This is a genomic window from Deefgea salmonis (genome assembly GCF_020531905.1).
In the GTDB taxonomy this organism is placed as follows: domain Bacteria; phylum Pseudomonadota; class Gammaproteobacteria; order Burkholderiales; family Chitinibacteraceae; genus Deefgea; species Deefgea salmonis.
In genome coordinates, this window is record NZ_JAJAWG010000007.1 from 1 (window position 1) to 24,890 (window position 24,890).

Below are 24,890 nucleotides of genomic sequence, written 5' to 3' on the forward strand. Positions count from 1 at the left end.
TGGTTAACTGACCTTGGGTTTTGATTTCATTGCCGACAACTGCGACGTCTTCAGTGACTTCACCTTGCTTCACCCCACCGATGATCGCTGGATCATTAACCGGCGTGACACCCACATTGACGGTAAGGGTGTCGGTGCCGCCTTTGCCGTCGCTGACTTGAACTTGGAAGCTGTCTGGGCCGGTGTAATCTTTGTTGGGGATATAGGTGTACGTGCCATTGGCATTGACGACGACAGTGCCGTGCGTTGGGTCGCTGGTTTTGCTAAAGACGAGTACGTCGCCGTTGTTGTCTTTGGCGACGAGTTGGCCGCTAACTGGCGTGTCTTCTGGCGTTGTGGTGGTTTGGTCGCTACCGAGTGGGGCGTTATTGGCGTCCACAAATTCTGGATTGATGTTGTCGGCAACAATTCCGGCAGCAATGGCATCGGCAAAGTTGGCCACTGGCGGTGGTTCGGTGGCATCGAGCGCGGTTGCAAAGTTAAAGCTAAGTGGGTCAACGCCTTCGGCGACGCGCATTAAGCGCACAAAACCACTGCCTTCGTCACTGCCGCCACCGGCATTAAGGCCTGCTGCAGTGGCTTCTAAATTGGTGGAGAGATCTTTCCCTTCGTTGAGGGCATTAATGATTTGATCGGCGCTGTCATTGGTTTTGGCGACTGCGGCTTCGGTGCTGTCGGTGGGGGCGGTGCCGAGCAGGTCGCCGTCGATCAATAAAGATCGATCCGCGCCCAGTTCGATGATTTGTCCATTCGGGAGTAATACGGTGAGGTGGCCTTGGGCATCGGTGACGATGATTTGGCCTTCGAGCAAGACATCGCCGGCTTTAATCGCTTGCAGCTGACCGCGAGCATCTTTAATAAATGCTTCGCCTTGAACGACGACGATTTGTTGTTTTGCGCCACTGTTTACTGCAATGATTTGCTCGGCCATGATCAGACTCCAGATAGAATTTTCTATTTAGAAGTCTACGCACAGCTTATGACAAATGCGATTGTACTGAAGTACAACTTGCGTGATTAATTAATGCCGTTGACTCTGAGCGTCAGCTGAACGCGATCGCTGACTCCGAGTTTCTCGAAGCAGGCACTCAAATGCGCTTTAACCGTGCGTTCGGTGATATTGAGCGCTCGGGCAATTTCTTTATTGCTTTGTCCACGGGCGGCAGCGTGTGCGACCTCTCGTTCGCGATCAGACAGCACTAAGAGTGGATCGGGTTTTGCCGGAAGGCGGTTGACGGCATTCAGTAAGCGCAATACCAAGCTTCGTCCTGCCCAGATTTCGCCAGAAATAACTGCGCTAATCACTTGTTGTAATAATTCTTTGGGGGCGGCTGCATGGCAATATGCTGCTGCGCCAGCCAATAGCACGGCGTAGCCTTCTTCATCATTGGGACAAGTGTTGACCACAATGACGTATTGATGCTGCATCCTTTGTTGCCAAATCGGTTCGTTCCATGCCGGCAGCATGGGGTATTGGCTATCGATAACCGCAATACTACCGGCAGCATGCGCCCATTCTTGTTGTGGCAACTCAACGCCATCAAAGCTGGCTTGCCAGTGGCGCAATAGGCCGCTGTCTTGAGTATAAAAATAAATGGCAGGTATCATCGTTCGGTCAACGCAGAAGATTTAGCCCGCAGTACTGGCTTGATTAAGTAAGAAAGAATGGTTTTTTTTCCGGTCAAGATATCCACTTCAGCCATCATCCCCGGAATAATTGGTAAACGTTTGCCATCTTTTTCTAAAAAGCTATTTTTGGTTTTAACTCGAACCAAATAAAACGCGTTACCTTTCTCGTCTTTGACAGTGTCTGCACTGATGTTGACAACTTCAGCTTCTAATCCACCATAGACTGAAAAGTCATAGGCAGAGAATTTAACTAAAGCCGGTTGGGCAGAACGCAAAAAAGCGATGTCCTTGGGTAAGACTTTGGCTTCGAGTAGTAAGCTTTCGCCGGCTGGAACGATTTCAATAATGTCTTTACCCGGTTGGACGACGCCACCCACGGTATTGGCAAACAGCTGTTTGACTGTGCCATCCATTGGCGAGCGAATCTCCGATTGTTTAACGCGGTCGGCAAGGCCTAAATTGCCTTGGCTGATGCTGCTCAGTTTGCCCGAGGTTTCCGCCAGTTCAGTACGCGCTTGATTGCGAAACATCAAATCGACTTCTTGTGATTTTCGGCCCGCTTCGGCAATTGAGGATTGAATACGGGGTATCTGCGCGGACGCCCCGTCCATCTCGCCTTTGTAGCGAGATACATCGCGCTCTAAGCGTAAAATTTCGACATCAGAAACGGCACCACTTTTTAATAATGGCCGAGTCGCGTCGAGCTCTCGTTTGGTAAAGTCATAGCCTTGAATTGCCTGTTCACGCTTGGTACGTACTTCGTTGAGCTCTTGTGATCTTTGATTCAGTTGCTGCTTGGCAATGCCCATACTGGCATCGAGTTCGGCCATTTTTGAGTGATACAGCAGCTTTTCTTGTGCGGCGATATCGGGCGCTTCTTTTTCAACGTCTTCAGGGATGCTCAGTGCTTTGCCATTGGCAATGGCATCAAGGCGGGCGGCTTTGGCTTTGAGCGACAAATATTGTGCGCGACCTTCATTGAGCGACGAGGCAAAACGGGTCGAATCAATTTTGATCAGCAAATCGCCTTTTTTAACCGCTTGGCCTTCATGCACCAAAATTTGTTTGACGATCCCGCCGTCCAGGCTTTGGATCACTTGTAATTCACTGGATGGAATCACTCGGCCATCGCCCTTGGTGACTTCGTCGATTTTGGCGCAACCGGCCCAGAGTAAGAGCACCGCGACGGCCAGCGCCGCAGTGCGAATCAGCACGCGAGCGCCGCGCGGGCTTTGCTCCATGATGACGTTGTCCGCATCGGCGATGAAGTCTCTATCGTCGATTAAATCGCTTTTTTCGGTGCTAAATAAATAGCGATCAAAGACCCGATCACTCCAATGTTGCAAGCGCGCCCACATCGATTTAAGGTTTTGCAGTAGTCGCTGCATTATGAACTGCTCCCTGCTTTGCCAATGCGACCTTGTTGTAAGGCTTCAACCACTTGGGATTTAGGGCCATCGGCCATGATTTGCCCTTGGTCGATGACGATGAGTCGATCAACGAGCTCAAGTAATGAGGTGCGGTGGGTGACCAAAATCATGGTTTTTCCGGCCAGATAAGTGCGCAAGCGCCCCTTGAGACGCTCTTCACTTTGGTGGTCCATCGCGCTGCTGGGTTCGTCGAGCATAAAAATCGGCGGGTCATTGAGTGCCGCACGGGCGATTGAAATCGCTTGGCGCTGGCCACCAGAAAGTGACTCGCCACGCTCGCTAATCGGCATTTCAAAGCCACGCGGATGGGCGTTCACAAACTCGGCAATCCCAGCCAAATCGGCAGCGGCAATAATGTGGCTATCTTCGGCGTAGGGGGCACCCATGGCGATGTTTTGCCGTAATGAACCAAAAAACAGTAAAGGATCTTGTGGCACATAGCCGATAGCTCGGCGTAGTTCGGCCGGATCAATCTGACGGGTATCGATCCCATCAACAAGCACCGCGCCCTCTGTAGGCTGATACAGCCCTAAAATTAGCTTTTCAATGGTGGATTTGCCCGAGCCAATCCGGCCAATAATGGCGATTTTTTCTCCGGCATTCATTTTAAAACTGACGTTTTTTAAGGCGATATCGTCATTGTTCGGATATTTGAACGTCACATTGCGAAATTCAATCTCGCCACGAAACGATTCTCGGTGCAAAAAATTACTGTCGGCAGGGCGCTCAATCGGCATCTGCATATGCGACTCAACAGCGCCGAGCGAGGTTTTGGCGTTTTGATATTGCATCAACAAACCGGCCACTTGCCCCAGTGGCGCCATCGCACGGCCAGCCAACATCGACGCAGCAATAATGCCCCCCATTGACAGCTGGCCTTCAATCAGTAAATACACGCCAACAATCACCACCACGACCGACACCAATTGGGTGACCGCTTGCGCGAAGTTGACGGTGGTTGTTGACATGAGCTTTAAACGGCCGCCAATTTGCGCCAAAAACTGCGTAGCACGCTCCCAGCGCCGTTGCATTTCGCTTTCGGCACCCATGATTTTGATGGTTTCAAGTCCAACCATGCTTTCAACCAAGGTGGCATTGCGTTGTGCCGATGCGCGTTGGGTGAGTTCAACCAGTTGATTCATTTTGGCTTGCGCCAGCCAAGCAAAAGCAATAATTAAAATCGCGCCAACCAAGGGCGGTAACACCAACCACGGCGAGATCCAAACTAACACTAAAAAGAAAATCAATACAAAAGGCAGGTCGACCAAAGTGGTAATCGAGGCCGAAGCAATAAAATCGCGAACCGATTCAAACGCTCGCAAATTGGCGGTGAATGAGCCCACTGAAGCCGGGCGCGAACCCATTTGAATGCCTAACACGCGTTCCATAATCAACGCCGATAAAGTCACATCGATGCGTTTTGAGGCGACATCCAGAATATAGCCGCGCGCAGTTCGCAGTACGAAATCAAACCCTAAGACGAGGATTGCACCCAGCGCAAGCACCCATAACGTCTCCATCGCGTGATTGGGGACCACCCGATCGTAAACATTCATCGAATACAAAGGCATGGCTAAGGCAAAAATATTAATCAGTAGTGCGGCAATTAAGGCATCGCGATAAATTCGCCAATTATCAAATACAACGCCCCAAAACCAATGCCGCTCACGAATTTTACCCATTTCTGGCGTGCGTAAATCAAAGCGAAAACGCGGGCGAACAATCAGCACAATCCCGCTGTACAGTTCAGTTAATTCAGCTTCGCTTAAGATTTCAACCGATTCTGCGCCTTCGGGAAAACGCACTTTATATTGGCCATCGGCTTGGCGCTCAAGTAATAAACACGCGCGTTGATTATTGAGTAATAAAACAGCGGGCAGTAAGCGATCGGGGATTTCTTTGATATTGCGGCGCAATACGCGTGCCGATAGACCCGCGCGTTTGGCCGCGCGTGGCAATAAAGACGGTGTGAGCCGATTTTCAACTAAAGGCAAGCCAGCAGCCAGTGCTTCATGCGTCCAGGGCGCACCATGAATTCGCGTGAGCTCGACTAAGCAATCGAGTAGGGGATCGAAATGTGCTTGATTTTCGCTAAAATGCCAATCGAATGCGTGTTTGGCAGAGCTGCTTGTAGGACTATCCATAGCGACTCATTGTAATGATGGGTATTGGTGTTTTTTCTTGATGTGCAAGCATACAGCAAGCACAGATATGGTAAATAGATATAATAATCTAAAAATAGGTATTTTCTTGCAATGTGTTAAAGAGAAAAGCAAAAATTTTCATACGGAATGATTTTATCTCGTCGCATTGCTTATCATTTTGACGTGTCGTTAGAAAATTTTTGCCTGAATATGCATTTTTAATTAAAGACTTATAAATTTATTGACCCATTAACGCTGTAATCAATCGATAGCGAGGTTTCAATCAAGTAAAACTTTGCCTGGATTCATGAGTTGTTGTGGGTCGAGTGCTTGTTTGATACTTCGCATCATTAACAGCTCGGTCGTGCTTCGATATTGACTCAGTGATTGTTTCTTTAATTGTCCAATCCCATGTTCAGCACTAATGCTGCCATTATATTGAGCGACTAAACGATAAACAATGCTGTTGATAGCGAGTTCAAATTGATAAATTAATGCGGTTTTTTCAGTTAAAAACAAGTTGTAATGCAAATTACCATCACCTAAATGGCCAAAAGCCACGATATTAGCATCGGGGTATTGCTGAATTAATTCATTCTGGCATTCAGTTAAAAAACGCGGGATGTCGCCAACAGGAATACTGATATCGTGTTTAATACTCACGCCTTCAATGCGCTGCGCTTCGGGAATGCGTTCACGTAAACGCCAAAAATCTTGCGCTTGCCGCTGATTTTGTGCCACGTAGGCATTACTAAAACCCGCATCAAATAAAATCTCGGCCAATTGCGATATTAATTGCTCGCTATTGCCGCCATCAGACAGCTCAAGCAAGACACACCAAGCCGGTGATGGGCTAAAGGGTTGCTGCAGTGCTGGAAAATGCCGCTTGAGCAAATCCAGGCAGGGGCGCGAAATCAACTCAAAAGAGGTGACTCGATCGCCCACTTTCGCTTGCAGATCGCGCAGTAATTCAACCGCAACCGCTGGTGAATCGACGTCGATTAAAGCGGTAGCGTGTGCTGTCGGCAGCGGATACAGCCGCAATACGGCACGGCTAATTAAACCCAAGGTGCCCTCAGCGCCGACAAATAACTGCTTCAGATCGTAGCCCGTGTTGTCTTTGCGTAGACCGCGTAAACCATGCCAAATCGTGCCATCAGCCAGTACGACTTCGAGGCCAAGGGTGAGCTCACGCATATTGCCGTAGCGCAGTACATTGACGCCACCGGCATTGGTGGCCAGCGCTCCGCCGATTTGGCAACTGGCGGCGGCGCCCCAATTGGCAGGAAATAAGCGATTGGCGGCTAAAGCGGCGGTTTGCACTTGTTGCAGTGTGACGCCAGCATCCACGGTAATGGTGTTGTTATCGGCGTCGACTTCGATGAATTGATTCATCCGCTCAAAAGCGATAATCAGGCTATGGCCGCTGCTGTCTGGCGTTGCCGCGCCACATAAACTGGTATTGCCGCCTTGTGGCACCATCCCAATGTGGTGTTCTGCGCAAAGTTTGACCAGTTCAACCAGTTGTTCAGTTGATTTGGGGCGAGCGACGGCCAGTGCTTGGCCTTGGAAACGACGGCGTTGATCGAGACAATAGGGTGCGGTGTTTTCGCCGAACAATAGGCCGTGAGATTCAGTCATTGACTGAAGTTGTGTCAAAAAATGGCTAGGCATGGGTTATTTGCGATCGTCTTTTTGAGCTTGGCTCGCGAGGCGTATTACCTTGAGTTGGTGTGAAAAATGAGTGCATTTTTGACACATAAATAAATGCAGGCGCAGCTGGAGGCTCTCGCTTAAAGACAGCGATCGATCTTGTGATTCCGAGAGTAAAAAAGCAATATCGCGGCACTTCATCATGATATTGCCCCCGATATTTTTGCATCAAACCAGTTTTTTTCTAGACACAGCCGTAAGCTCATACGAGCGCGATACAGCATCACCGAGCAATTAGTCGCGGTGATCTCCAATTGCTGACAAATTTCGCTAATGTCTAATTCCATTACCTCACGCAAGGTAAACACCATGGCGGTGCGTTTGGGCATTTTGGTCGCGCACAGATGATACGTTTGCCAGAAATGCTGATCATTTAAATTGGCTTCAGGCTGGCCCCAGTTGCGTGGCGCATCGCTGCCCCAGTGGCCGTGCGAATCAAACAGTGAATCAAAATCGCTTTTATCGTTTTCTTCGTCGATCAGTGGGGAAATCAGTTGCGGATCGCGGTAGCGACGGCGTTGTACGTCAATAATTTTGTACTTTAAAATGGCGGTTAACCAAGTTTTGACGCTCGATTGCCCGCTAAAAGATTCGGGCTTTTCGAGTGCGGCGAGCAAAGTTTCTTGCACCACATCTTCGGCCAAAGGCATATCGCCAAGCTGAAATAGCGCATAGCGCAATAAAGCCGAATGATGAGATTGCAACTCGTTTGCCGAGATGGCCATATTAAACCCAGAAATTGCAACGTTGCGCGTGTCGGAGGATGACGCGTTGAAAGTGGCTTGGATCTTTTGCAAACGTCATTTCACCGGCCGCTGGCTGGTAAAAATCCAGCAAGCGAGACACCCAAAAACGCAGCGCCGCAGCGCGTAGTAGCGTTGGCCAAGCTTGAATTTCGGCAGGGTTGAGTGGCCGCACGCTTTGATAGGCGGTGAGCATTGCCAATGCACGTTCATCATCGATTTCGCCGTCTTCAAGCACGCACCAATCGTTGAGCGTGATCGCTAAGTCGTATAGCAAGACGTCGGTGCAGGCGTAATAAAAATCAATAAATCCGCCAACGTGTTCGCCATTCATTAAGGCATTATCACGGAATAAATCCGCATGAATCACCCCGGTTGGCAGCGTGTCGTGTTGGTGTTGTGCTTGCAATGCCACTTCAGCGGCGAGTAACTCGGCGTCTTGTGGCTTCATCAATGGATATAGCGTTGGTGCAGTGGCCGCCCACCAGTGTGGACCGCGCGGATTGGGCATTTGGGCTGTATAGCTCGCTGCGGCCAAATGCATTTGGGCCAACATTTCACCGACTTGGGCGCATTGCTCAGTAGTGGGTGATTCGGCGACCGAGCCGGGTAAACATGGCACGATGAGTGTTGGTTTGCCGTTGAGTTCATCAATATATTGGTGTTGCAAATTGGCGATCGGCGCGGCTACGGCGATGCCGTGCTGCGCCAAATGCACCATTAAATTGACATAAAAAGGCAGTTCATCAGCGCGCAGTGTTTCAAACAAAGTCAGTACATATTTACCATGCGTCGTTGTGACAAAATAATTGGTATTGGTCACACCGGCAGAAATGCCTTTAAGCTCGACCAATTGGCCTAATGAATAGCGGTGCAAAAATGGCGTAATTTCGTCGATGGCGACGGTAGTAAAAACAGACATGGAGCGCTCTCAGAATTCCAATATAACCCAGCTTGGGACGGCGATATTATCAATCATATTGCCTTGCGTCACGAAATTACCTTGGCCGTTAGGATCAATTAAGAAATACGGCTGGCCAACTTTCGGCACGACTTTGATTTGATACAGCCGACCATTGATACGGTATTCGGTCAGTGTGGCATCGCCTTTTTCAACAATGCGGATATCGGGTTGTGGCTGGGGTTTGGTCGCTTTGGTTTCTGCTGGCATCGCCGGCGGGGTATCGGCAACGCCATCGCCGATAGTGGCGGCGAAAGCTGGTAGCGCCAAGCAAAAGCTAAGGCTCAGAATAAGGTGACGCATGAGGCACTCCTTGGGAGTAAAAATAAGGTCGAGCGATGTTGAGCTGTCACCAAGCGGATCAATCAGTGCGGCTTTAATCCATCGCAAAGGCATTGCACAAGGGCGCGCAACGCATTGGGAATCTTTGGCCTGAGTACGGCGTATAATGTGGGCTGCAATCCCCATTCTTACAACAGTATAGAGAATTCTCGCATGGCAACGCTGCTTTTAATCGATGGATCATCTTATTTGTATCGCGCTTTCCATGCGATTCGAGATTTAACCGCCCCCGATGGTACACCTAGCAATGCGCTGTATGGCTTTGTGAATATGTTGAAAAAACTGCGTCAGCAAACCCCAGCTGATTATATCGCGTGTGTGTTCGATGCCAAAGGACCGACGTTTCGCGATGCACTTTATGATCAATACAAAGCGCAGCGCCCACCGATGCCCGATGAGCTGCGCGTACAAATCGCGCCGATTCATCAAGCCGTGGCCGCGTTTGGGATTCCGATTTTGATGATCAACGACGTTGAAGCCGACGATGTGATCGGCACGCTAGCGCGCGAAGCCAGCCGCCAAGGCATTACGACGATTATGTCGACCGGCGATAAAGACATGGCGCAGTTGGTCGATGAGTTTGCCCGTATCGAAAACAGCATGACCAATGAAGTGCTGCGCCGCGATGAAGTGTTTGCCAAATTTAATGTGTGGCCTGAGCAAATCGTTGACTATCTGGCATTGATTGGCGACACCGTGGACAACGTGCCGGGCGTACCCAAATGCGGCCCAAAAACCGCCGCCAAATGGTTGGCTGAATATCAAACCTTGGATAATGTGATCGCTCACGCTGATGAAATCAAAGGCGTGGTGGGACAAAATCTGCGCGATACCTTGCCGTGGTTGCCGCTGGCCAAAGCATTAGTCACGATTAAATGCGATGTGGATCTCAGCGCCGAAATCCCGCAAGGCATGGCCGATTTAGTGCCAACGAGCGAAGACAGCGCGACCTTATTGGCGCTGTTTAAGCAGTTTGGTTTTCGCAGCTGGGTACGCGAATTAGAAAGTCGCGCGCCAGCAGTCAGTAGCGGTAGTGACGATTTATTCGCAGAGAAAACCGAAGGTATTGCTACCCAAGTAATGGTAGATGACGCTCAGATTGAAATACCTGCTGCACCCATAATTGAGCGGCATTATGTAACCATTCAAACCGCAGCGCAGTTGAGCGATTGGCTGGCCAAAATCAATGCCGCAGCCATTACCGCTTTTGATACCGAAACCACGAGCCTAGACGCCATGCAGGCGCGCTTGGTGGGGATGTCGTTTTCGGTGACTGAGGGCGAGGCGGCGTATTTGCCATTGGCGCATTGCGGCCCAGATCATGCCGAACAACTGCCGTTTGATGAAACCTTGGCCTTATTAAAACCGTGGTTAGAATCAAGCCAGCACGGCAAAGTCGGGCAAAACCTGAAATACGATCAACATGTTTTAGCCAATTACGGCATTGAGCTGGCAGGCATTTGTGATGACACTTTATTGATGTCTTACGTATTGGCCAGCCATGAAAAGCACAATATGGATGATCAAGCAGAACGAGAGCTGGGTGAAACCACGATTAAATACGCTGATATTTGCGGTAAAGGCGCCAAGCAAATTGGCTTTGCCGAGGTCGACGTTGATACCGCTACTCGGTATGCGGCTGAAGACGCCGATATTACTTTGCGTCTGGCGCATACCCTTAAACCACGGTTAACTGGCCGTTTGCTTGAAGTGTATCGCGACATTGAAATGCCATCGCGCGATGTGCTGTACATTATGGAGCGCAACGGCGTGTTGCTCGATTCGGCTTTATTGCAAAAGCAAAGCCACGAGATTGGTTTGCGCTTAATTGAATTAGAAAACCACGCTTACGAGCTGGCAGGCCAGCCGTTTAATTTGGCGTCACCCAAGCAATTGGGCGAAATCTTTTTTGAAAAACTGCAATTGCCAGTGATTAAAAAAACCCCGAAAGGCGCGCCATCCACCGACGAAGAAGTGTTGAGCGAATTGGCCAAAGATTATCCTTTGCCCAAAGTGCTGCTCGAGCATCGTAGTTTGTCGAAATTAAAATCCACCTATACCGACAAACTGCCGTTAATGGTGAACCCAAAAACCGGCCGAATTCATACCAGTTTTAATCAAACCGTCGCAGTCACTGGGCGTTTGAGCTCGTCCGAGCCGAATTTGCAAAATATCCCGGTGCGCACGTTAGAGGGCCGCAAAATCCGCGAAGCGTTTATCGCGCCAGCGGGCAGCAAAATTGTTTCGGCCGATTACTCGCAAATCGAACTGCGGATTATGGCGCATTTATCTAACGATGCCGCGATGCTCAAAGCGTTTGAGCAAGGGCAAGACATTCACAAAGCCACTGCCGCGGAAGTGTTTGGCATTGCGCTGGACGAAGTCAGCAGCGAGCAGCGCCGTTATGCCAAGTCGATTAACTTTGGTTTGATTTACGGCATGGGCGTGTTTGGTTTGGCGCAGCAATTGGAAATCACCCGCGAAGCGGCAAAAACCTTTATCGAGCGCTATTTCAATCGCTTTTACAGCGTGGCCGATTATATGGAGCAAACGCGGCAATCGGTGCGCGAGCTAGGTTATGTCGAAACCGTGTTTGGTCGCCGTTTATGGCTGCCCGAAATTAAATCGAGCAATGGTGCCAAACGCGCCGGTGCCGAGCGCGCGGCGATTAACGGACCAATGCAAGGTACTGCCGCTGATTTAATCAAATTGGCAATGATTGCCGTAGCCAAGTGGTTGGATGCCGAACAATTGCAAAGTAAGTTATTACTGCAAGTGCACGATGAATTGATCTTGGAAGTGCCTGAAGCCGAGTTGGAATTGGTGACGCGAAAACTGCCCGAAATCATGGCCAGCGTGGCGCAACTCAAAGTGCCGTTATTGGCCGAAGTCGGCGTGGGTAATAATTGGGAAGAGGCGCATTGATTTTGTTCGGCGTATTGCTCGCGCAGCGGTAAGACGCCGGATGCAATGAAAACCGCCAGCAATGGCGGTTTTTTTATGTGCGGGATGGCGCGGATGTAAAGCGGTATAAGGGCGGGTCGTGACCCGCGCTGAACTGCAACTTCCACTCGTAAGCCGCAATCGTTCCGAATTTGATGTAACCGTAGGGGGCAATGAGTGAAGCGAATTGCACCGGCTTTGGCGTAAATTGAACCGATCTTGGTGCGGATTGCTCAATGCTTGAATCTCATTGGCTTGGGTTATCTACCCACGGTAATTTGGCGCAATTCGCTTCGCTCATTGTCGCCAGCATGGCTTGCCATCGTTGTTTTTAAGATGCAGCTGGCTTTATATAATATTGCTGAACAGCAGAAAGCTTGAATTACATCGTGTACTTGAACATAAAAACACCCCAAAAATATGGACGGATGTCCAACTTTTGGGGTGCAGTTCAATTAGGCCTGTTTTTGTTGCTTTGAGGGCGCTAAACAAAATTGACCGCTAGCAGCTTGTCGTTGCACAAACGATAGTTTCTGCAACTGGTTTCATCGTGGACTTATTTTAATCTTGAAATTAAAACAGCAGCAGCTGCAACATCTAATGTTCAACCGTCTTAAGCAACTTCAGACGCTAGTAGCACAGCATCAAGCAGTCCAGGGAAACGGCTATCCAAATCATCTCGACGTAACGAATTAATAAATTGAGTGCCTTCCGCTTGCATCTGAATAATGCCAGCCTCTCTCAGCACACGAAAGTGATGAGACGCCGTTGATTTGGCTACAGGGAGGCTTAGCGCCCCACAGGATTGAGCGCCTTTACTAGCAAGGCTTTGGATAAGAGCAAGGCGTGTCGGGTCGCTAAGGGCATACAAAATACCCGACAAGGTAATACTCTCTTTTGATGGGTGCACAGGTGTCCTCATACTTGCAGTATTGCACATTACAATGTAATGTACCAATGTTCGATTAAATTAGAACATAAGAACAAACAACTAATTTAATTCTAAATTCACTCACATATAAAGGCTCCAAAAATGTCTGGTAAGTTTTTAAATCAAGTAGCTGTCGTTACCGGTGGTTCAACAGGAATTGGTTTCGCCATTGCTAAAGCACTCCTCACAGAAGGGGCTAAGCGCGTCTACATTACAGGTCGATCGGCCAAGAGCCTCGACGAAGCTACTGCTACTCTAGGGGATGCTGCAATTTCAGTCGTGTCCGATGTTTCCAGCCTAGCCAATCTACAAACGCTTAAGCATGAGATTGAAAAGCGTGGAGATCAATTGGATGCAGTATTCGCCAACGCAGGGATAGCGGAAAATAATTTCTTTGGTGAAACGACTGAAGCTGATTTTGGTAAAACTTTCGACATCAATGTAAAGGGAGTTTTTTTCACCGTTCAAACATTGCTGCCTCTAGTGAAAGACGGGGCATCGGTAGTACTAACAGCCTCCATGGTTGCTAACAAAGGTATGGAAAATTTTAGCTTATATAGCGCGTCCAAGGCTGCGGTACGCTCCTTTGCAAGATCATGGGCTAATGATCTAAAAGGACGAAAAATACGTGTCAACGCACTTAGTCCTGGATTCACGCGCACACCTATTATGGAAAATGGTTTGAAATGGGATGAAGCTCAAATTGAAGCATTCAAGAATTATGCGGAAGGGGTCGTGCCATTGGGTTATGTAGCTCAACCAGAAGAGATTGCTACTGCTGCATTATTTTTAGCATCAAATGATGCAAGATACGTTAACGGCATTGAACTTACGGTTGATGGCGGTCTTACTCAAATCTAAGTTTTTAGATTTCCTATAAATCTTCTGAAACTCTCCCCATTTAAGCTTGTTTAATTGGGTATACCTAATCGGAACCAACGAAAACAGGCCAAAAAAGGCCTGTTTTTCACATTTTACTTTCACATACGGAACTAGCACCGAAAAATCACTTAAACGGAACCGACCCAATATTAATCAAACTTCAATCAAAGACATTTCTTGAGGGTATCGACTGCTGAGTTAATTTGAATATTACTTAGCGATGCATACCCCAACAGCCAGCCGCTTTTTTTTCTTTCCCCCAAATAAAATTGCGACAGTGACCGTAGCGCGAGGCCTTGCGCTTGGCCGGCTGCGGTCCATTGCGGTTCGCGGTGATGGTCGACTTCAACTGCAAATTGCAAGCCGCCGTTCACATTGACGGTTTGAATCAGCTCAGAGAGTGGTTGCAAAGCCGTGAGCAATAAATCTCGGCGGCTACGATAGAGCACGCGCATTTGCCGGATATGACTGGCGAAATGCCCTTGGTGCATAAAATCGGCGGTAACAGCTTGCGCCAGTTGCGGCGTATGGCCGTCAAACGCGGCGCGCGCATTGACAAAGGCCGGTATTAAATCGGGCGGTAAAACGAGATAAGCGATGCGTAATGATGGAAACAGCACTTTGCTAAAGGTGCCGATATAAATCACGCGGCCTTGCTGATCTAGCCCTTGCAGGGCGGGGAGCGGGCGCTGCTCGTAGCTAAATTCGCTGTCGTAATCGTCCTCAATAATCCACGCATTGTGCTGCGCCGCTTGCTCGAGTAAGGCCATGCGGCGGGGCAAACTCATTGTTACCCCAAGCGGGTATTGATGTGAGGGCGTTGTGTAGATTAGCTTGGGTGGCGATAGGGTGCTGGAAAGCTCGGTGTTGAGACCATCGTGATCGACTGGTGCTGGAATGATTTTTGCGCCAGCCGAGAGCAGCGCGTTGCGTGCGCCCAAATAGCCGGGCTCTTCGAGCCATACGCTGTCATTTGGATCAATTAGTAATTGGGCAATGAGTTGCAGTGCTTGCTGCGAGCTGGTTAGCACTAAAATTTGCGCCGCATCACAAACCACGCCACGCGATTGCGCCAAATAGCCGGCAATGGCTTCGCGTAGTTCGGGCAGACCTTGCGAATCGCCATAACGCATCAAGCGCTCGCCGTCTTTTTTCCAGCGCTGTTGGGTCATTTTGCCCCACAATTCACGGGGAAACGCGGCGGGGTCAGGTTGGCCCGCAGTAAAAGCGGTGAATGGCGAGGTGGCATCGCGGCAAGTGCCAGCCTCAACCATCATTTTCCCGCGTTGTGATAAGCCTGCGGCGGTTTTGCGCGGACGCGCTGGCTTGGGCTGCGCGGCAATGGCGACAAAACTACCAACGCCCACTTGGCGATGCAGATAGCCTTCGGCTTCTAATTGCGAAAATGCCAGCTCAACCGTGCTGCGTGAAATCGCCAAATCGGCTGCTAGCACGCGGCTGGCCGGCACTTTGCTTCCCAATGGCAAATACCCCGCCAAAATCGCCTTGCGTAAAGTTCGCGATAATTGTTCATACAGTGCTAAATCAGGCTGCGACTCGGCGGCAAATAAAGTGGGCAATGCGGACATTGGTCTGGCCTCTATCGCTAAATTGGTTTGCAACATTAGGCCATTATGCCGTTACAGTAAGGCTTGTGAAAAGCTTGGGGTTGAAGTGATGATTATTCGGAAAGCAACTATGCAAGATGCCACGGCCATTGCGGCATTACATGCGAAAAACTGGCAGCAGGCGTATCACGAATCATTAAGTGCCGCATATCTGCGTGATCAGGTTCCACAGGAGCGCTTGGCGCTTTGGCAAATGCGTTTACAACAGCCAGCGGATAATCAAAGTATTTGGTTGGCCGAAAACGACGGTGAACTATGCGGATTCGCTTGTGCTTATGGCGGGCAAGATCCGCGATGGGGAACGTATATCGACAATCTACATGTTGCAGCCACCTCGCGGCGTAGTGGCGTCGGTCGTGCTTTATTGGCAGCAGTCGCACTCTGGCATGATGAAGTGTATCCATCGCAAGGTCTTTATTTATGGACAATAGAGATCAATACCTATGCGATTCGCTTTTATCAAGCATGTTCTGCCGTCGCATATGACGTCGATGTTTGGCGCGCACCAGATGGCTCGCTCGTGCCGGTTATTCGAATGGCATGGCCAGGTGTTCAGCGGTTAATGCTAGATCCTGAGCAGTAATAATCAGCACGTGGGCAATGCGGACATTGGTCTGGCCTAGTTGTAGAAATTGGTCTGTAGCAAAAGACCATTATGCCGTTATAGTAAATTGCCTAGGTAGTTTGGTCAGCAGCGGTGTGGGTTTCTTGACTTGAATCTGAATGTTGACTGCTTTGATCGCAGGCGCGTTGGCGCTTGCGAATTATTTGATTAAAGGAAATCAGCGTGCGGGATGTTTTATTGTTGGTGCATTTTTTGGGTTTGGTGCTTGGGGCAGGTTCTGGCTTTGCCTTGTTTTTTATTGGTCATTTGGCGCAGCGTTGGCCAGCAGAGGCGCGGCGCGAGACGATGGTGCGCTTGTTTGCGCTGCGCTATGCCTCGTATGTTGGTTTGTTGCTGTTAGTGCTGTCGGGCAGCGCTTTATTGCGGCCTTACAGCACACAGTTAGCGCAGATGCCGTGGCTGTGGGTCAAAGCGCTTGCGGTCACGGTGATTGTGATTTGCGCCGTGTTCGGTATTTGGCGGATGCGACAAGTGCCGCAGCAACCGGCGGCTTTATTGCGCTTGCCGATACTGGGCAAAGTGAGTTTGGCCGCCAGTGTGTTGGCGATTTTGGCTGCGGTGCTGGCGTTTTCTTAAAGCTCGGCGCTGCTGAGTGATTGAGTGCTTAATGGTCAACGGGGAGAAAAAAATGAGTGCAGTGTTAGCCAGTGGTTTAGCAACGGCGAGTGAGTCAGCGCAGTTTTTTGCCGCGCAATTGCAGTTTCGTACTGATGCGGCGGATTTGGCGGCGGATTTAATCGCGGGTGAAGTGCAGATTGTGGTGATTGATACGCGCTCAGCGGCGGCGTATCAGGCGGGGCATATTCCCGGCGCTGTGAGTGTGCCCCATCGCACGATGACTGCTGAAACCACCGCCAATTGGGATCGCCAGCAGGTGTATGTGTGTTATTGCGACGGGATTGGCTGTAATGGCTCGACATGGGGCGCGTATAAATTGGCCAAGCTGGGGTTTCAGGTGAAAGAACTCATCGGCGGTCTGCGTTATTGGCAGCAAGATGGTTATGCCGTGGCGACGGGTGAAGCGGCTGGGGTATTGATGGCTAGCACAATTGATTGCGAGTGTTGATATGTATACCCCACCACATTTTGCAGTAACAGATCGTTCGCGCTTATTACATTTGATTGCGGCACATCCGCTGGCGAGCTTGGTGCAATCGACCAAGGCTGGGCTGAGCGCCAATGTGATTCCGCTGTATTGGGTGGATGATGGCTCTGAATTGGGCGTATTGCGTGGTCATGTGGCGCGAAAAAATCCGCTATGGCAAGAGGCCGATTCAGCCATATTGGCGCTGTTTCAAGCGGGGGATGGCTATGTGTCGCCGTCATTTTATCCAAGCAAAGCGAGTGATCCGCGCGTGGTGCCAACGTGGAATTATGCGCTGGTGCAAATCAAAGGGGCTTTACGCGCCATTGACGATGCGGCTGAAGTTTGCGCCATTGTGTCGCACATGACGGCGCGGCATGAAGCTGGGCGCGATCGGCCTTGGCATATCGACGAAGCACCGGCTGATTTTATGCAAAAAATGCTGGCGGCGATTGTGGGTATTGAAATCAAGATTGAACAAATTAGCGGTAAATTTAAGCTCAGCCAAAATCAAAGCGCAGAAAATCAAGCGGGGATTGCCGCGCAATTGGCGGCGCCATGGGCGCGAGGAGTCATCGATGCCAATCAATGAATTTAATCAGCCGGTGGGTGACATCGTTGCCAATTGGCAGGGAGCGCCTTTTCCGCCATGGCGGGTGTTGCAAGGTTGGGGTTGCCGCGTCGAGCCACTGAATGCGGTGCAACATGCCGCCAGTTTATGGCAGGCATTTAGTGCCGATAGTGGCGCATTATGGACGTATTTTAGTGCCGGCCCGTATGCTGATTTGGCGGCGTTTGAGCATGAATTAAGCCTGCGCGCACAGCTACAAGACCCGCAGTATTACGCAATTGTCGACGCGCAATCGGGTGCGGCATTGGGCTTGGCGGCGTATTTACGCATTGCGCCAGCGGCGGGGTCGATTGAAGTCGGCTGGCTGCATTTTTCGCCAGCGCTACAAGGCACGCGCTTGGCCACTGCGGCGATGGTATTGCTGATGCAAAACGCTTTTGCACTGGGCTATCGGCGCTATGAATGGAAGTGCAATGCGCTCAATACGCCATCACGGCGCGCCGCGCAGCGTTTAGGTTTTAGTTTTGAAGGGATTTTTCGGCAAGCCGCCGTGAATAAAGGCCGTAATCGAGATACGGCATGGTTTTCGGTGATCGATACCGAGTGGCCGGCTTTATCGGCGGTGTTAATGGCTTGGTTAAATGACGACAATTTTGCTGCCAATGGCCAGCAAAAACAGGCTTTATCCACGCTAACTTTGCCGCTCGTTGCTCAGCGAGATCCGGGCTGATGGTTGTCTAGCTTGCTGACCTTTGCCGGGGAATACATCAGCTTGGGTTTGTTCCGTCATGCATAAAAAATCCCGCCAAGGTCGGCGGGATGATTTTGAAATCTATCTAGGGTATTGCGTTGTAGATCAATATTTATATTGCCTGCAACGCAATACCTATCCATTAAGCCGTCCAGTTCACCAAGCCAAAATACCAAGTACCCAGTACCACTAAGCCAAAGGCGATGCGATACCAAGCGAAGACGATAAAGGTATGCGTTGAGATGAATTTGATTAAGGCGCGAATGGCGATAAAGGCGAAGACAAAGGACGCCAAAAAGCCCACGGCAAACACGCCAAAGTCGTCCATGCTCAGCTCGCTGCGATGTTTGAGCAGGCTATAAATCGACGCCGCGCCGAGCGTAGGAATCCCCAAAAAGAATGAGAATTCGGTCGCGGCTTTGCGTGATAAGCCTAAAAACATGCCGCCAATAATGGTGGCGCCCGAACGGCTGGTGCCAGGAATCAAGGCCAAGCATTGGCACAGACCGACTTTGATGGCGTCTTTCAGGCTGATGTCGTCCACCGTGGCGACGGTGATTTTATGCTGGCGTTTTTCGGCCCATAAAATAATCAAACCGCCAACGATAAACATGGTGGCAACGGGGATTGGTTGAAATAAATACGCTTTAATCGTTTTGCTAAATAACAAGCCCATGATGGCGGCAGGAATAAAAGCAATCACGATGCCTAAAAATAAATTGCGCTCATTGCCCGGGCGTTGAATGCCCGATAGCGTGGTGCAGAGTTTGGCGCGGTATTCCCACATCACGGCCATCATCGCGCCAAGTTGGATAAAAATCTCATAAACGTCGCGCTTCTCTTTGCTCAAAAAATTGAGCATATCGCCAGTTAAAATTAAATGACCGGTCGATGAGATTGGCAGGAATTCGGTAATCCCTTCAACCAAACCCATAATGAGGGAATGAAACAATAAAATCGGATCCATGCTGGCTGGCGCTCGGTGGGTTGATAGATGGGGTGGGATTATAAGCGGCTGCGGGGGCGATATTGTGATTTGTCGGTAAAAATATCGCAGCCAGCGTTTTTTGTTCGCTTTGATTGTGCTGGGTGATTTTGGCAGACAGCCGGTTTTAACTGGGCGAAGCGGGATTGAGATTTCCGGCTAAAGGTTTCAGCAATCTGTGTGAATATTTACACCAGGCTTGTGAAAGTCTATTCCTACCCCCAGTTTTGATGAGGAGTGTGCAACGTGTAAATACATTTTGTTCATCTCCTCCCTGATTTGACCGGGCACCTTGGGTGCCCGTTTTTTTTGTCTTTTCGATAGAGCATCAGCAAATGAGCTGACCGAGCCGAAAGCGGCCGCAGGCACTTAAAAATTAGAGCCGCAGATTTTAGCGGCGATGATGTTTGAGCAAGCTCGCTAGCGCGGCTTTGAGAGCGGGATCATCGACTTTTTGACTGAGCTCATCAATCGCTGTTTGCGCTGCCTCAGGAATTTGTAAGTTCTTGGTTTGAATCGGGTTTCCATGTTGTAATGCAACTTGCACCTTGGGCTTAATTGCGGTAGCGTGCCAACCGGCCATCTCGAGTGCGCGCAAAATATCTGGCGCAGCTTGCCGTAGCCGAGTTCCGGCAGCACTAAAGGGCACGGCAATCATCAGTTCGGTACCGGCCCAAGCGACACCTTGGCAAACATTGGCCACTTCGGGCGGCAGCGCGCCACGAACAATATCCAAAATTTGATTGAGTGTATCGACCTGTTGCACTAAGCGTTTGAGTTGAAAATCACGATGGAGCAAGCGGTCAAATGAGGGGTTTTTATGATACATAAGCAGCACATCGTATGAATATCATTGTAGTTTCCAGTCGTCTTGATAAAGCGATTTCACTGGGGCAGCGAGAGCTGTTGGCTCTAGGTTTAATTTTAACGCTATTAGTCGGTGCTGCGGCATTTGGTTTAGGGATGCTGTTTGCACCCAATCGCGTCGAGCCTTTATTGCGTTTAATGCCGGGCCAGCACGCTAGGCAGGGTGAAATCGACGCTTTGGCGGTGCAAGTGGGTGAGTTACAGGCCAAGTTAACGCGTTTGGATGGTTTGGCGGCGCGAGTGGGGGATAAAACCGGCATTGATGTGCAACCATTTTTAAGTCGTAATGCCGTGCCACAAGGCGGCTTGGCCGCGCGCGGCCCATCGTTTTCTGTGCCGGGTTTGGCGCAAGTTTTAGAGCAGACATCGGGCAAAATGTCGGCGCTGATTGATCAGCTGACGTTGGCTGAAGCGGTGTTGTTAACGCCAAATTCTGCGCATTTGCCACGGCATTCTCCAATGCAAGCGCCGCCGCAATCATCGAGTTTTGGTTGGCGAGTAGATCCATTTAATGGCTCGCAAGTGTTTCATGAGGGGGTGGATTTTCAGGGAGATACTGGCTCGCCAGTGAGTGCCGCCGCGACAGGCAAGGTGGTGTATGCGGCTTACCACCCTCAGTATGGTAATATGGTCGAGCTTGATCATGGCAATGACTTAACCAGTCGTTACGCGCATGGCAGTCGCTTGATGGTGAAAGTGGGTGATACGGTGAAGGTGGGCGAGCCAGTGATTTTATTGGGTAGCACGGGTCGATCAACAGGACCACATTTGCATTTTGAAATCCGCTATCGTGGCGTTGCACAAAATCCGCTTCGTTTTATCGATTCTAATTCATCAGCATTGGCGCAAAAATAAAGCGAAGTCGAGCCGTGCGGGTCAACGCAATGGTCTGATCGATCTTCATCATGCCGATGTAGGTATTAATTTTTTACCTGAGCATTTAAGAAAATGATTGTTGCTTGAAATTTTGTAAGCATGCAACCATATAGCCCTAATAGCTTGATAAAACGCCGATGTATTTATTTATAACTAAAGTCTGCAAAAGACCAAACGCTGGTAGCACAAGATGATTTCAACCCTGCTTAAAAAAGTTTTCGGAAGCCGTAACGACCGTTTGCTCAAACAATACGGTGTCATCGTAAAGCAGATTAATGCGCTTGAGCCGCAGATGGTGGCTTTGTCGGATGAGGCGCTGCGCGCAAAAACGGATGAATTTAAGGCGCGTTTGGCAAAAGGCGAAACCTTAGATCAAATTCTGCCCGAAGCTTTTGCGGTGTGCCGAGAAGGTGCGAAGCGCAGTTTAGGTTTACGTCATTTTGATGTTCAGTTAATTGGTGGCTTGGTTCAGCATCAGGGCAAGATTTCCGAAATGCGTACCGGTGAAGGTAAAACGCTGGTCGCCACGTTGGCCGCGTATTTAAATGCATTGTCGGGCAAAGGCGTTCACGTGATTACCGTGAATGATTATTTGGCCAAGCGTGACCGCGATACGATGGCGAAGCTGTTTGAATTCTTAGGCATGTCGTGTGGCGTTAATTTGGGCCAAATGGCGCATGAAGACAAAAAAGCCGCTTACGAATCCGACATCACTTACGGCACCAATAACGAATTTGGTTTTGATTATCTGCGCGACAATATGGTGTTTACACCGGCGGAGCGGGTACAGCGTGGTTTGAACTTTGCCATTGTCGATGAAGTGGATTCGATTTTGATCGACGAAGCACGTACACCGTTGATTATCTCGGGCCCTGCTGACGACAATACTGATTTGTATTTGGCAATGAATGGCATTCCAGCGCAATTGGTCGCGCAAACAGTTGAAGACGGCGAAGGCGATTATTGGGTTGATGAAAAAGCCCATTCAGTGATGTTGTCTGAATCTGGCCATGAAAAAGTCGAAGCCATCTTGGGTGAAATGGGCTTATTGCCGGTTGGCGAAAGCTTGTATGGCGCGGCCAATATTAATTTAATTCATCATTTGAATGCCGCATTGCGCGCACATACCTTGTTTGTGAAAGATCAGCACTATGTGGTGATGGATGGCGATGTAATTATCGTTGACGAACATACTGGCCGTTTGATGTCGGGTCGTCGTTGGTCAGAAGGCTTGCATCAAGCCGTTGAAGCCAAAGAAGGCGCTGAGATTCAGCAAGAAAACCAAACTCTGGCCACCATTACCTTACAAAATTACTTCCGTATGTACGCCAAATTATCGGGTATGACCGGTACCGCCGATACTGAAGCATATGAATTCCAGCAAATTTATGGTTTGGAAACCGTCATTATTCCAACCAATAAACCGATGCTGCGCGATGATCGACAAGATCAAGTGTTTAAAACCGCGAATGAAAAATACAAAGCGATTATCACAGATATTAAAGGCTGCGCCGAGCGCGGTCAGCCAACGTTGGTGGGTACTACGTCGATTGAGCAATCAGAATTACTCTCGGGTATTTTGACGGCCGATGGCATTACCCATAATGTGCTGAATGCTAAACATCACGCCAAAGAAGCGCAAATTGTCGCGCAAGCCGGTAGCGCTGGCCAAGTAACGATTGCCACCAATATGGCCGGTCGTGGTACTGATATTGTGCTCGGCGGTAGTATTGAGCGTGAAATCAAAGAAATCGAGCACGATGAGTCACTCGATGCCACAGCCAAAGCCGCGCAAATTGCTGCTCTGAAAGCCGAATGGCAAATTAAACACGATGCCGTGCTGGCAGCGGGTGGTTTGCACATCATCGGTACCGAGCGCCATGATTCACGTCGTATCGACAATCAATTGCGCGGTCGTTCTGGTCGTCAAGGTGATCCAGGCTCAAGTCGTTTTTACTTGTCGCTCGAAGACACGCTATTGCGTATTTTTGCCGGTGATCGCGTTGCCTACGTGATGGATAAGCTCAAAATGCCAGAAGGCGAGCCGATTGAAGCGGGCATGGTGTCACGCGCCATTGAATCTGCGCAGCGTAAAGTCGAAGGCCGTAACTTCGATATGCGTAAACAATTGCTGGAATACGATGATGTATCTAACGAGCAGCGTAAAGCTATTTATGGCCAACGGAATGAAATTCTAGAAAGCGAAGAAGTCTCAGCGACGATTAACGCGATGCGTGATAGCGCGATTGCCGATATGTTTGATCAATATATTCCACCGAACTCGATGGATGAATTGTGGGATGCGGCTGGTTTGCAAGCGGCCTTGGCTGAAATGCAAATCGAAGCGGATATCGCCGGTTGGGTGGCCAATGAAACCACCTTGACCATTGATGAGATGAAAACGCGCGTATTGGCCGCAGCAAAAACCGCTTACGATAGTAAAGTTGAGCAAGCGGGTGAAACCAACTTCCGTCATTTTGAACGTTCGGTGTTGTTGCAGCACGTTGATCAGCAATGGCGCGATCATTTGTCAGCGCTGGATCATTTGCGTCAAGGGATTCATCTGCGTGGTTACGCACAAAAAAATCCGAAGCAAGAATACAAGCGTGAAGCATTTGAATTGTTCTCTAGCTTGCTCGATTCAATTAAGCGCAATGTGTTGAAAGTGATTATGACGGTGCAAATTCGTGGCCCAGAAGATGTGCCAGAAGTGCAACAGCATGAAGTGCCAGAATCAGCGATGCAGTTTTCGCACGAAGCTTTAGAAGAAATCTTGGCCAGTGGCGACGAAGAACAAATTCGCGAAGCTTTAATGGCGGCGATGCAAGAGGACAGTGGGGTAAAAATCCAATTCTCAGGCGTTGGCCGTAATGATCCTTGCCCATGTGGTTCAGGTAAGAAATACAAATATTGTCATGGCCAATTAGCTTAAGCCATCGATTTAAAAAATCCCGCGTTCATCGCGGGATTTTTTTTGCGCTAAAAATTTGTATTTGTATTTTAATTGGATTGAATAATCGTGATTAGAAATAAAAATTGACCTTGTCGAGGTGGTCGTTTTTAATAGAACGCTATTTGTATTGCATAGTTGCAGTGTTGATCTTGGATTTAAAATAGACTGAGGTAAATGAATGTTTGGGGTTCATGATTTAGGCTTGTTTATAATTTCGGGTTTATTGCTCAATATGGCACCGGGACCAGATTCATTATTAATTGTAACGCGCAGTGCGGCGCAAGGCTGGCGCGCGGGATCGGCTGCCGCATTGGGCATCGGGAGCGGTACGCTGGTGCATATTATTGCGGCGGCTTTAGGTTTATCTGCGATTTTAGCGACTTCGGCCACTGCATTTTCAATTGTGAAATATATCGGTGCGATTTATTTATTGTATATCGGTGTTGGTTTATTGCTGAGTAAAACTGCGGCGGTTACACCGGTTGCTGAGGAGAGTTTAGCGCCTTTATCATTACGGCGTATTTATGTGCAGGGATTTTTGACTAATTTATTTAACCCTAAAGTCGCGATTTTCTTTTTGGCTTTTGTGCCGCAATTTATTAGCCCGCAAGCGGAAAATAAAGCCCTCGCCTTTATTATTTTGGGTTGTATTTTTAATTTAAATGGCATGCTGTGGTGTCATTTACTTGCCGTGACTTCCGCCATGGCCAGCCAGCGTTTGCAAGCGAGTCGCGCAGTGAGTCAATGGTTAAATCGACTCATCGGTGCGCTCTTTATTTCATTTGGGATTAAATTGGCCTTGGTGGATCGTTGAGGTATTTTGTTGGCGGTA

General features: G+C 49.3%; 23 protein-coding genes. 10 read left to right on the forward strand and 13 right to left on the reverse strand.

Translation table 11 applies throughout. The features are described from left to right. The 9 genes from LG219_RS10935 to LG219_RS10975 form a co-directional block, all read right to left on the reverse strand. A partial coding sequence (locus tag LG219_RS10935) for a retention module-containing protein (protein WP_226764531.1) occupies positions 1-931 on the reverse strand: 931 nt, incomplete at its 3' end. Positions 932-1,017: 86 nt separating this feature from the next. Continuing rightward, positions 1,018-1,608: a response regulator transcription factor gene (locus tag LG219_RS10940; RefSeq protein ID WP_226764532.1), complete on the reverse strand. Its 591-nt coding sequence runs from the start codon at positions 1,606-1,608 to the stop codon at positions 1,018-1,020. Continuing rightward, positions 1,605-3,017, reverse strand: a complete 1,413-nt coding sequence (locus LG219_RS10945; protein WP_226764533.1) for an HlyD family type I secretion periplasmic adaptor subunit — start codon at positions 3,015-3,017, stop codon at positions 1,605-1,607. Before LG219_RS10945 ends, LG219_RS10940 begins: the two co-directional genes overlap by 4 nt. After that, a complete protein-coding gene (locus tag LG219_RS10950; RefSeq protein WP_226764534.1) occupies positions 3,017-5,203 on the reverse strand; it encodes a type I secretion system permease/ATPase in 2,187 nt (728 codons plus the stop codon). Before LG219_RS10950 ends, LG219_RS10945 begins: the two co-directional genes overlap by 1 nt. Positions 5,204-5,482: 279 nt before the next feature. Further along, positions 5,483-6,844 carry an FAD-binding oxidoreductase gene (locus LG219_RS10955; RefSeq protein WP_226764535.1) on the reverse strand — a complete coding sequence of 454 codons (1,362 nt, stop codon included), beginning with the start codon at positions 6,842-6,844 and terminating at the stop codon, positions 5,483-5,485. A 36-nt stretch (positions 6,845-6,880) separates the two neighbouring features. Then, positions 6,881-7,060, reverse strand: coding sequence for an anti-sigma factor family protein (locus LG219_RS15600; RefSeq protein WP_373314869.1), 180 nt, complete (start codon positions 7,058-7,060; stop codon positions 6,881-6,883). Further along, a complete protein-coding gene (locus LG219_RS10965) occupies positions 7,057-7,641 on the reverse strand; it encodes a sigma-70 family RNA polymerase sigma factor (RefSeq protein ID WP_226764536.1) in 585 nt (194 codons plus the stop codon). Before LG219_RS10965 ends, LG219_RS15600 begins: the two co-directional genes overlap by 4 nt. A 1-nt stretch (position 7,642) precedes the next feature. Further along, a complete protein-coding gene (locus LG219_RS10970; RefSeq protein ID WP_226764537.1) occupies positions 7,643-8,581 on the reverse strand; it encodes a homoserine kinase in 939 nt (312 codons plus the stop codon). Between the two features lie 9 nt (positions 8,582-8,590). After that, positions 8,591-8,923 (reverse strand): DUF2782 domain-containing protein, encoded by a 333-nt coding sequence (locus LG219_RS10975; protein WP_226764538.1) that lies wholly within the window; start codon positions 8,921-8,923, stop codon positions 8,591-8,593. 192 nt (positions 8,924-9,115) lie between these two features. Between LG219_RS10975 and polA the strand changes: the two genes are divergently transcribed. Then, positions 9,116-11,887, forward strand: coding sequence for a DNA polymerase I (gene polA, locus LG219_RS10980; protein ID WP_226764539.1), 2,772 nt, complete (start codon positions 9,116-9,118; stop codon positions 11,885-11,887). A 631-nt stretch (positions 11,888-12,518) separates the two neighbouring features. On the opposite strand, the gene LG219_RS10985 is transcribed toward polA, so the two are convergent. After that, positions 12,519-12,815 (reverse strand): ArsR/SmtB family transcription factor, encoded by a 297-nt coding sequence (locus tag LG219_RS10985; RefSeq protein ID WP_226764540.1) that lies wholly within the window; start codon positions 12,813-12,815, stop codon positions 12,519-12,521. A gap of 123 nt (positions 12,816-12,938) precedes the next feature. Here LG219_RS10985 and LG219_RS10990 point away from each other — a divergent pair, with 123 nt between their 5' ends. Continuing rightward, on the forward strand, positions 12,939-13,697 hold the full coding sequence (locus LG219_RS10990) for an SDR family oxidoreductase (protein WP_226764541.1): 759 nt from the start codon (positions 12,939-12,941) through the stop codon (positions 13,695-13,697). 185 nt (positions 13,698-13,882) lie between these two features. On the opposite strand, the gene pdxR is transcribed toward LG219_RS10990, so the two are convergent. Continuing rightward, complete coding sequence (gene pdxR / locus LG219_RS10995; RefSeq protein WP_226764542.1) at positions 13,883-15,307, reverse strand: MocR-like pyridoxine biosynthesis transcription factor PdxR; 1,425 nt, start codon at positions 15,305-15,307, stop codon at positions 13,883-13,885. 109 nt (positions 15,308-15,416) lie between these two features. On the opposite strand from pdxR, the gene LG219_RS11000 reads away from it, so the two are divergent. From LG219_RS11000 to LG219_RS11020, 5 genes are all read left to right on the forward strand, one after another. Next, on the forward strand, positions 15,417-15,929 hold the full coding sequence (locus LG219_RS11000) for a GNAT family N-acetyltransferase (protein WP_226764543.1): 513 nt from the start codon (positions 15,417-15,419) through the stop codon (positions 15,927-15,929). Between the two features lie 204 nt (positions 15,930-16,133). Further along, positions 16,134-16,547, forward strand: a complete 414-nt coding sequence (locus tag LG219_RS11005; protein ID WP_226764544.1) for a hypothetical protein — start codon at positions 16,134-16,136, stop codon at positions 16,545-16,547. Between the two features lie 52 nt (positions 16,548-16,599). Then, a complete protein-coding gene (locus LG219_RS11010) occupies positions 16,600-17,037 on the forward strand; it encodes a rhodanese-like domain-containing protein (protein WP_226764545.1) in 438 nt (145 codons plus the stop codon). A gap of 1 nt (position 17,038) precedes the next feature. Then, a complete protein-coding gene (locus LG219_RS11015; protein WP_226764546.1) occupies positions 17,039-17,647 on the forward strand; it encodes an FMN-binding negative transcriptional regulator in 609 nt (202 codons plus the stop codon). Beyond that, on the forward strand, positions 17,634-18,356 hold the full coding sequence (locus tag LG219_RS11020; RefSeq protein ID WP_226764547.1) for a GNAT family N-acetyltransferase: 723 nt from the start codon (positions 17,634-17,636) through the stop codon (positions 18,354-18,356). The genes LG219_RS11015 and LG219_RS11020 overlap by 14 nt, the downstream gene beginning before the upstream one ends. Positions 18,357-18,519: 163 nt before the next feature. Here the strand turns inward: LG219_RS11020 and LG219_RS11025 are convergent, their stop codons facing one another. Together LG219_RS11025 and LG219_RS11030 are read right to left on the reverse strand one after the other, a co-directional pair. Beyond that, positions 18,520-19,344: an undecaprenyl-diphosphate phosphatase gene (locus tag LG219_RS11025; RefSeq protein ID WP_226764548.1), complete on the reverse strand. Its 825-nt coding sequence runs from the start codon at positions 19,342-19,344 to the stop codon at positions 18,520-18,522. A 409-nt stretch (positions 19,345-19,753) separates the two neighbouring features. Beyond that, a complete protein-coding gene (locus LG219_RS11030) occupies positions 19,754-20,191 on the reverse strand; it encodes a DciA family protein (protein ID WP_226764549.1) in 438 nt (145 codons plus the stop codon). Between the two features lie 14 nt (positions 20,192-20,205). On the opposite strand from LG219_RS11030, the gene LG219_RS11035 reads away from it, so the two are divergent. The 3 genes from LG219_RS11035 (at position 20,206) to LG219_RS11045 (ending at position 24,872) form a co-directional block, all read left to right on the forward strand. Continuing rightward, complete coding sequence (locus tag LG219_RS11035; protein WP_226764550.1) at positions 20,206-21,084, forward strand: M23 family metallopeptidase; 879 nt, start codon at positions 20,206-20,208, stop codon at positions 21,082-21,084. A 211-nt stretch (positions 21,085-21,295) separates the two neighbouring features. Then, positions 21,296-24,037 (forward strand): preprotein translocase subunit SecA, encoded by a 2,742-nt coding sequence (gene secA, locus LG219_RS11040; protein ID WP_226764551.1) that lies wholly within the window; start codon positions 21,296-21,298, stop codon positions 24,035-24,037. Between the two features lie 199 nt (positions 24,038-24,236). Further along, a complete protein-coding gene (locus LG219_RS11045; RefSeq protein ID WP_226764552.1) occupies positions 24,237-24,872 on the forward strand; it encodes a LysE family translocator in 636 nt (211 codons plus the stop codon). Positions 24,873-24,890: the final 18 nt, after the last annotated feature.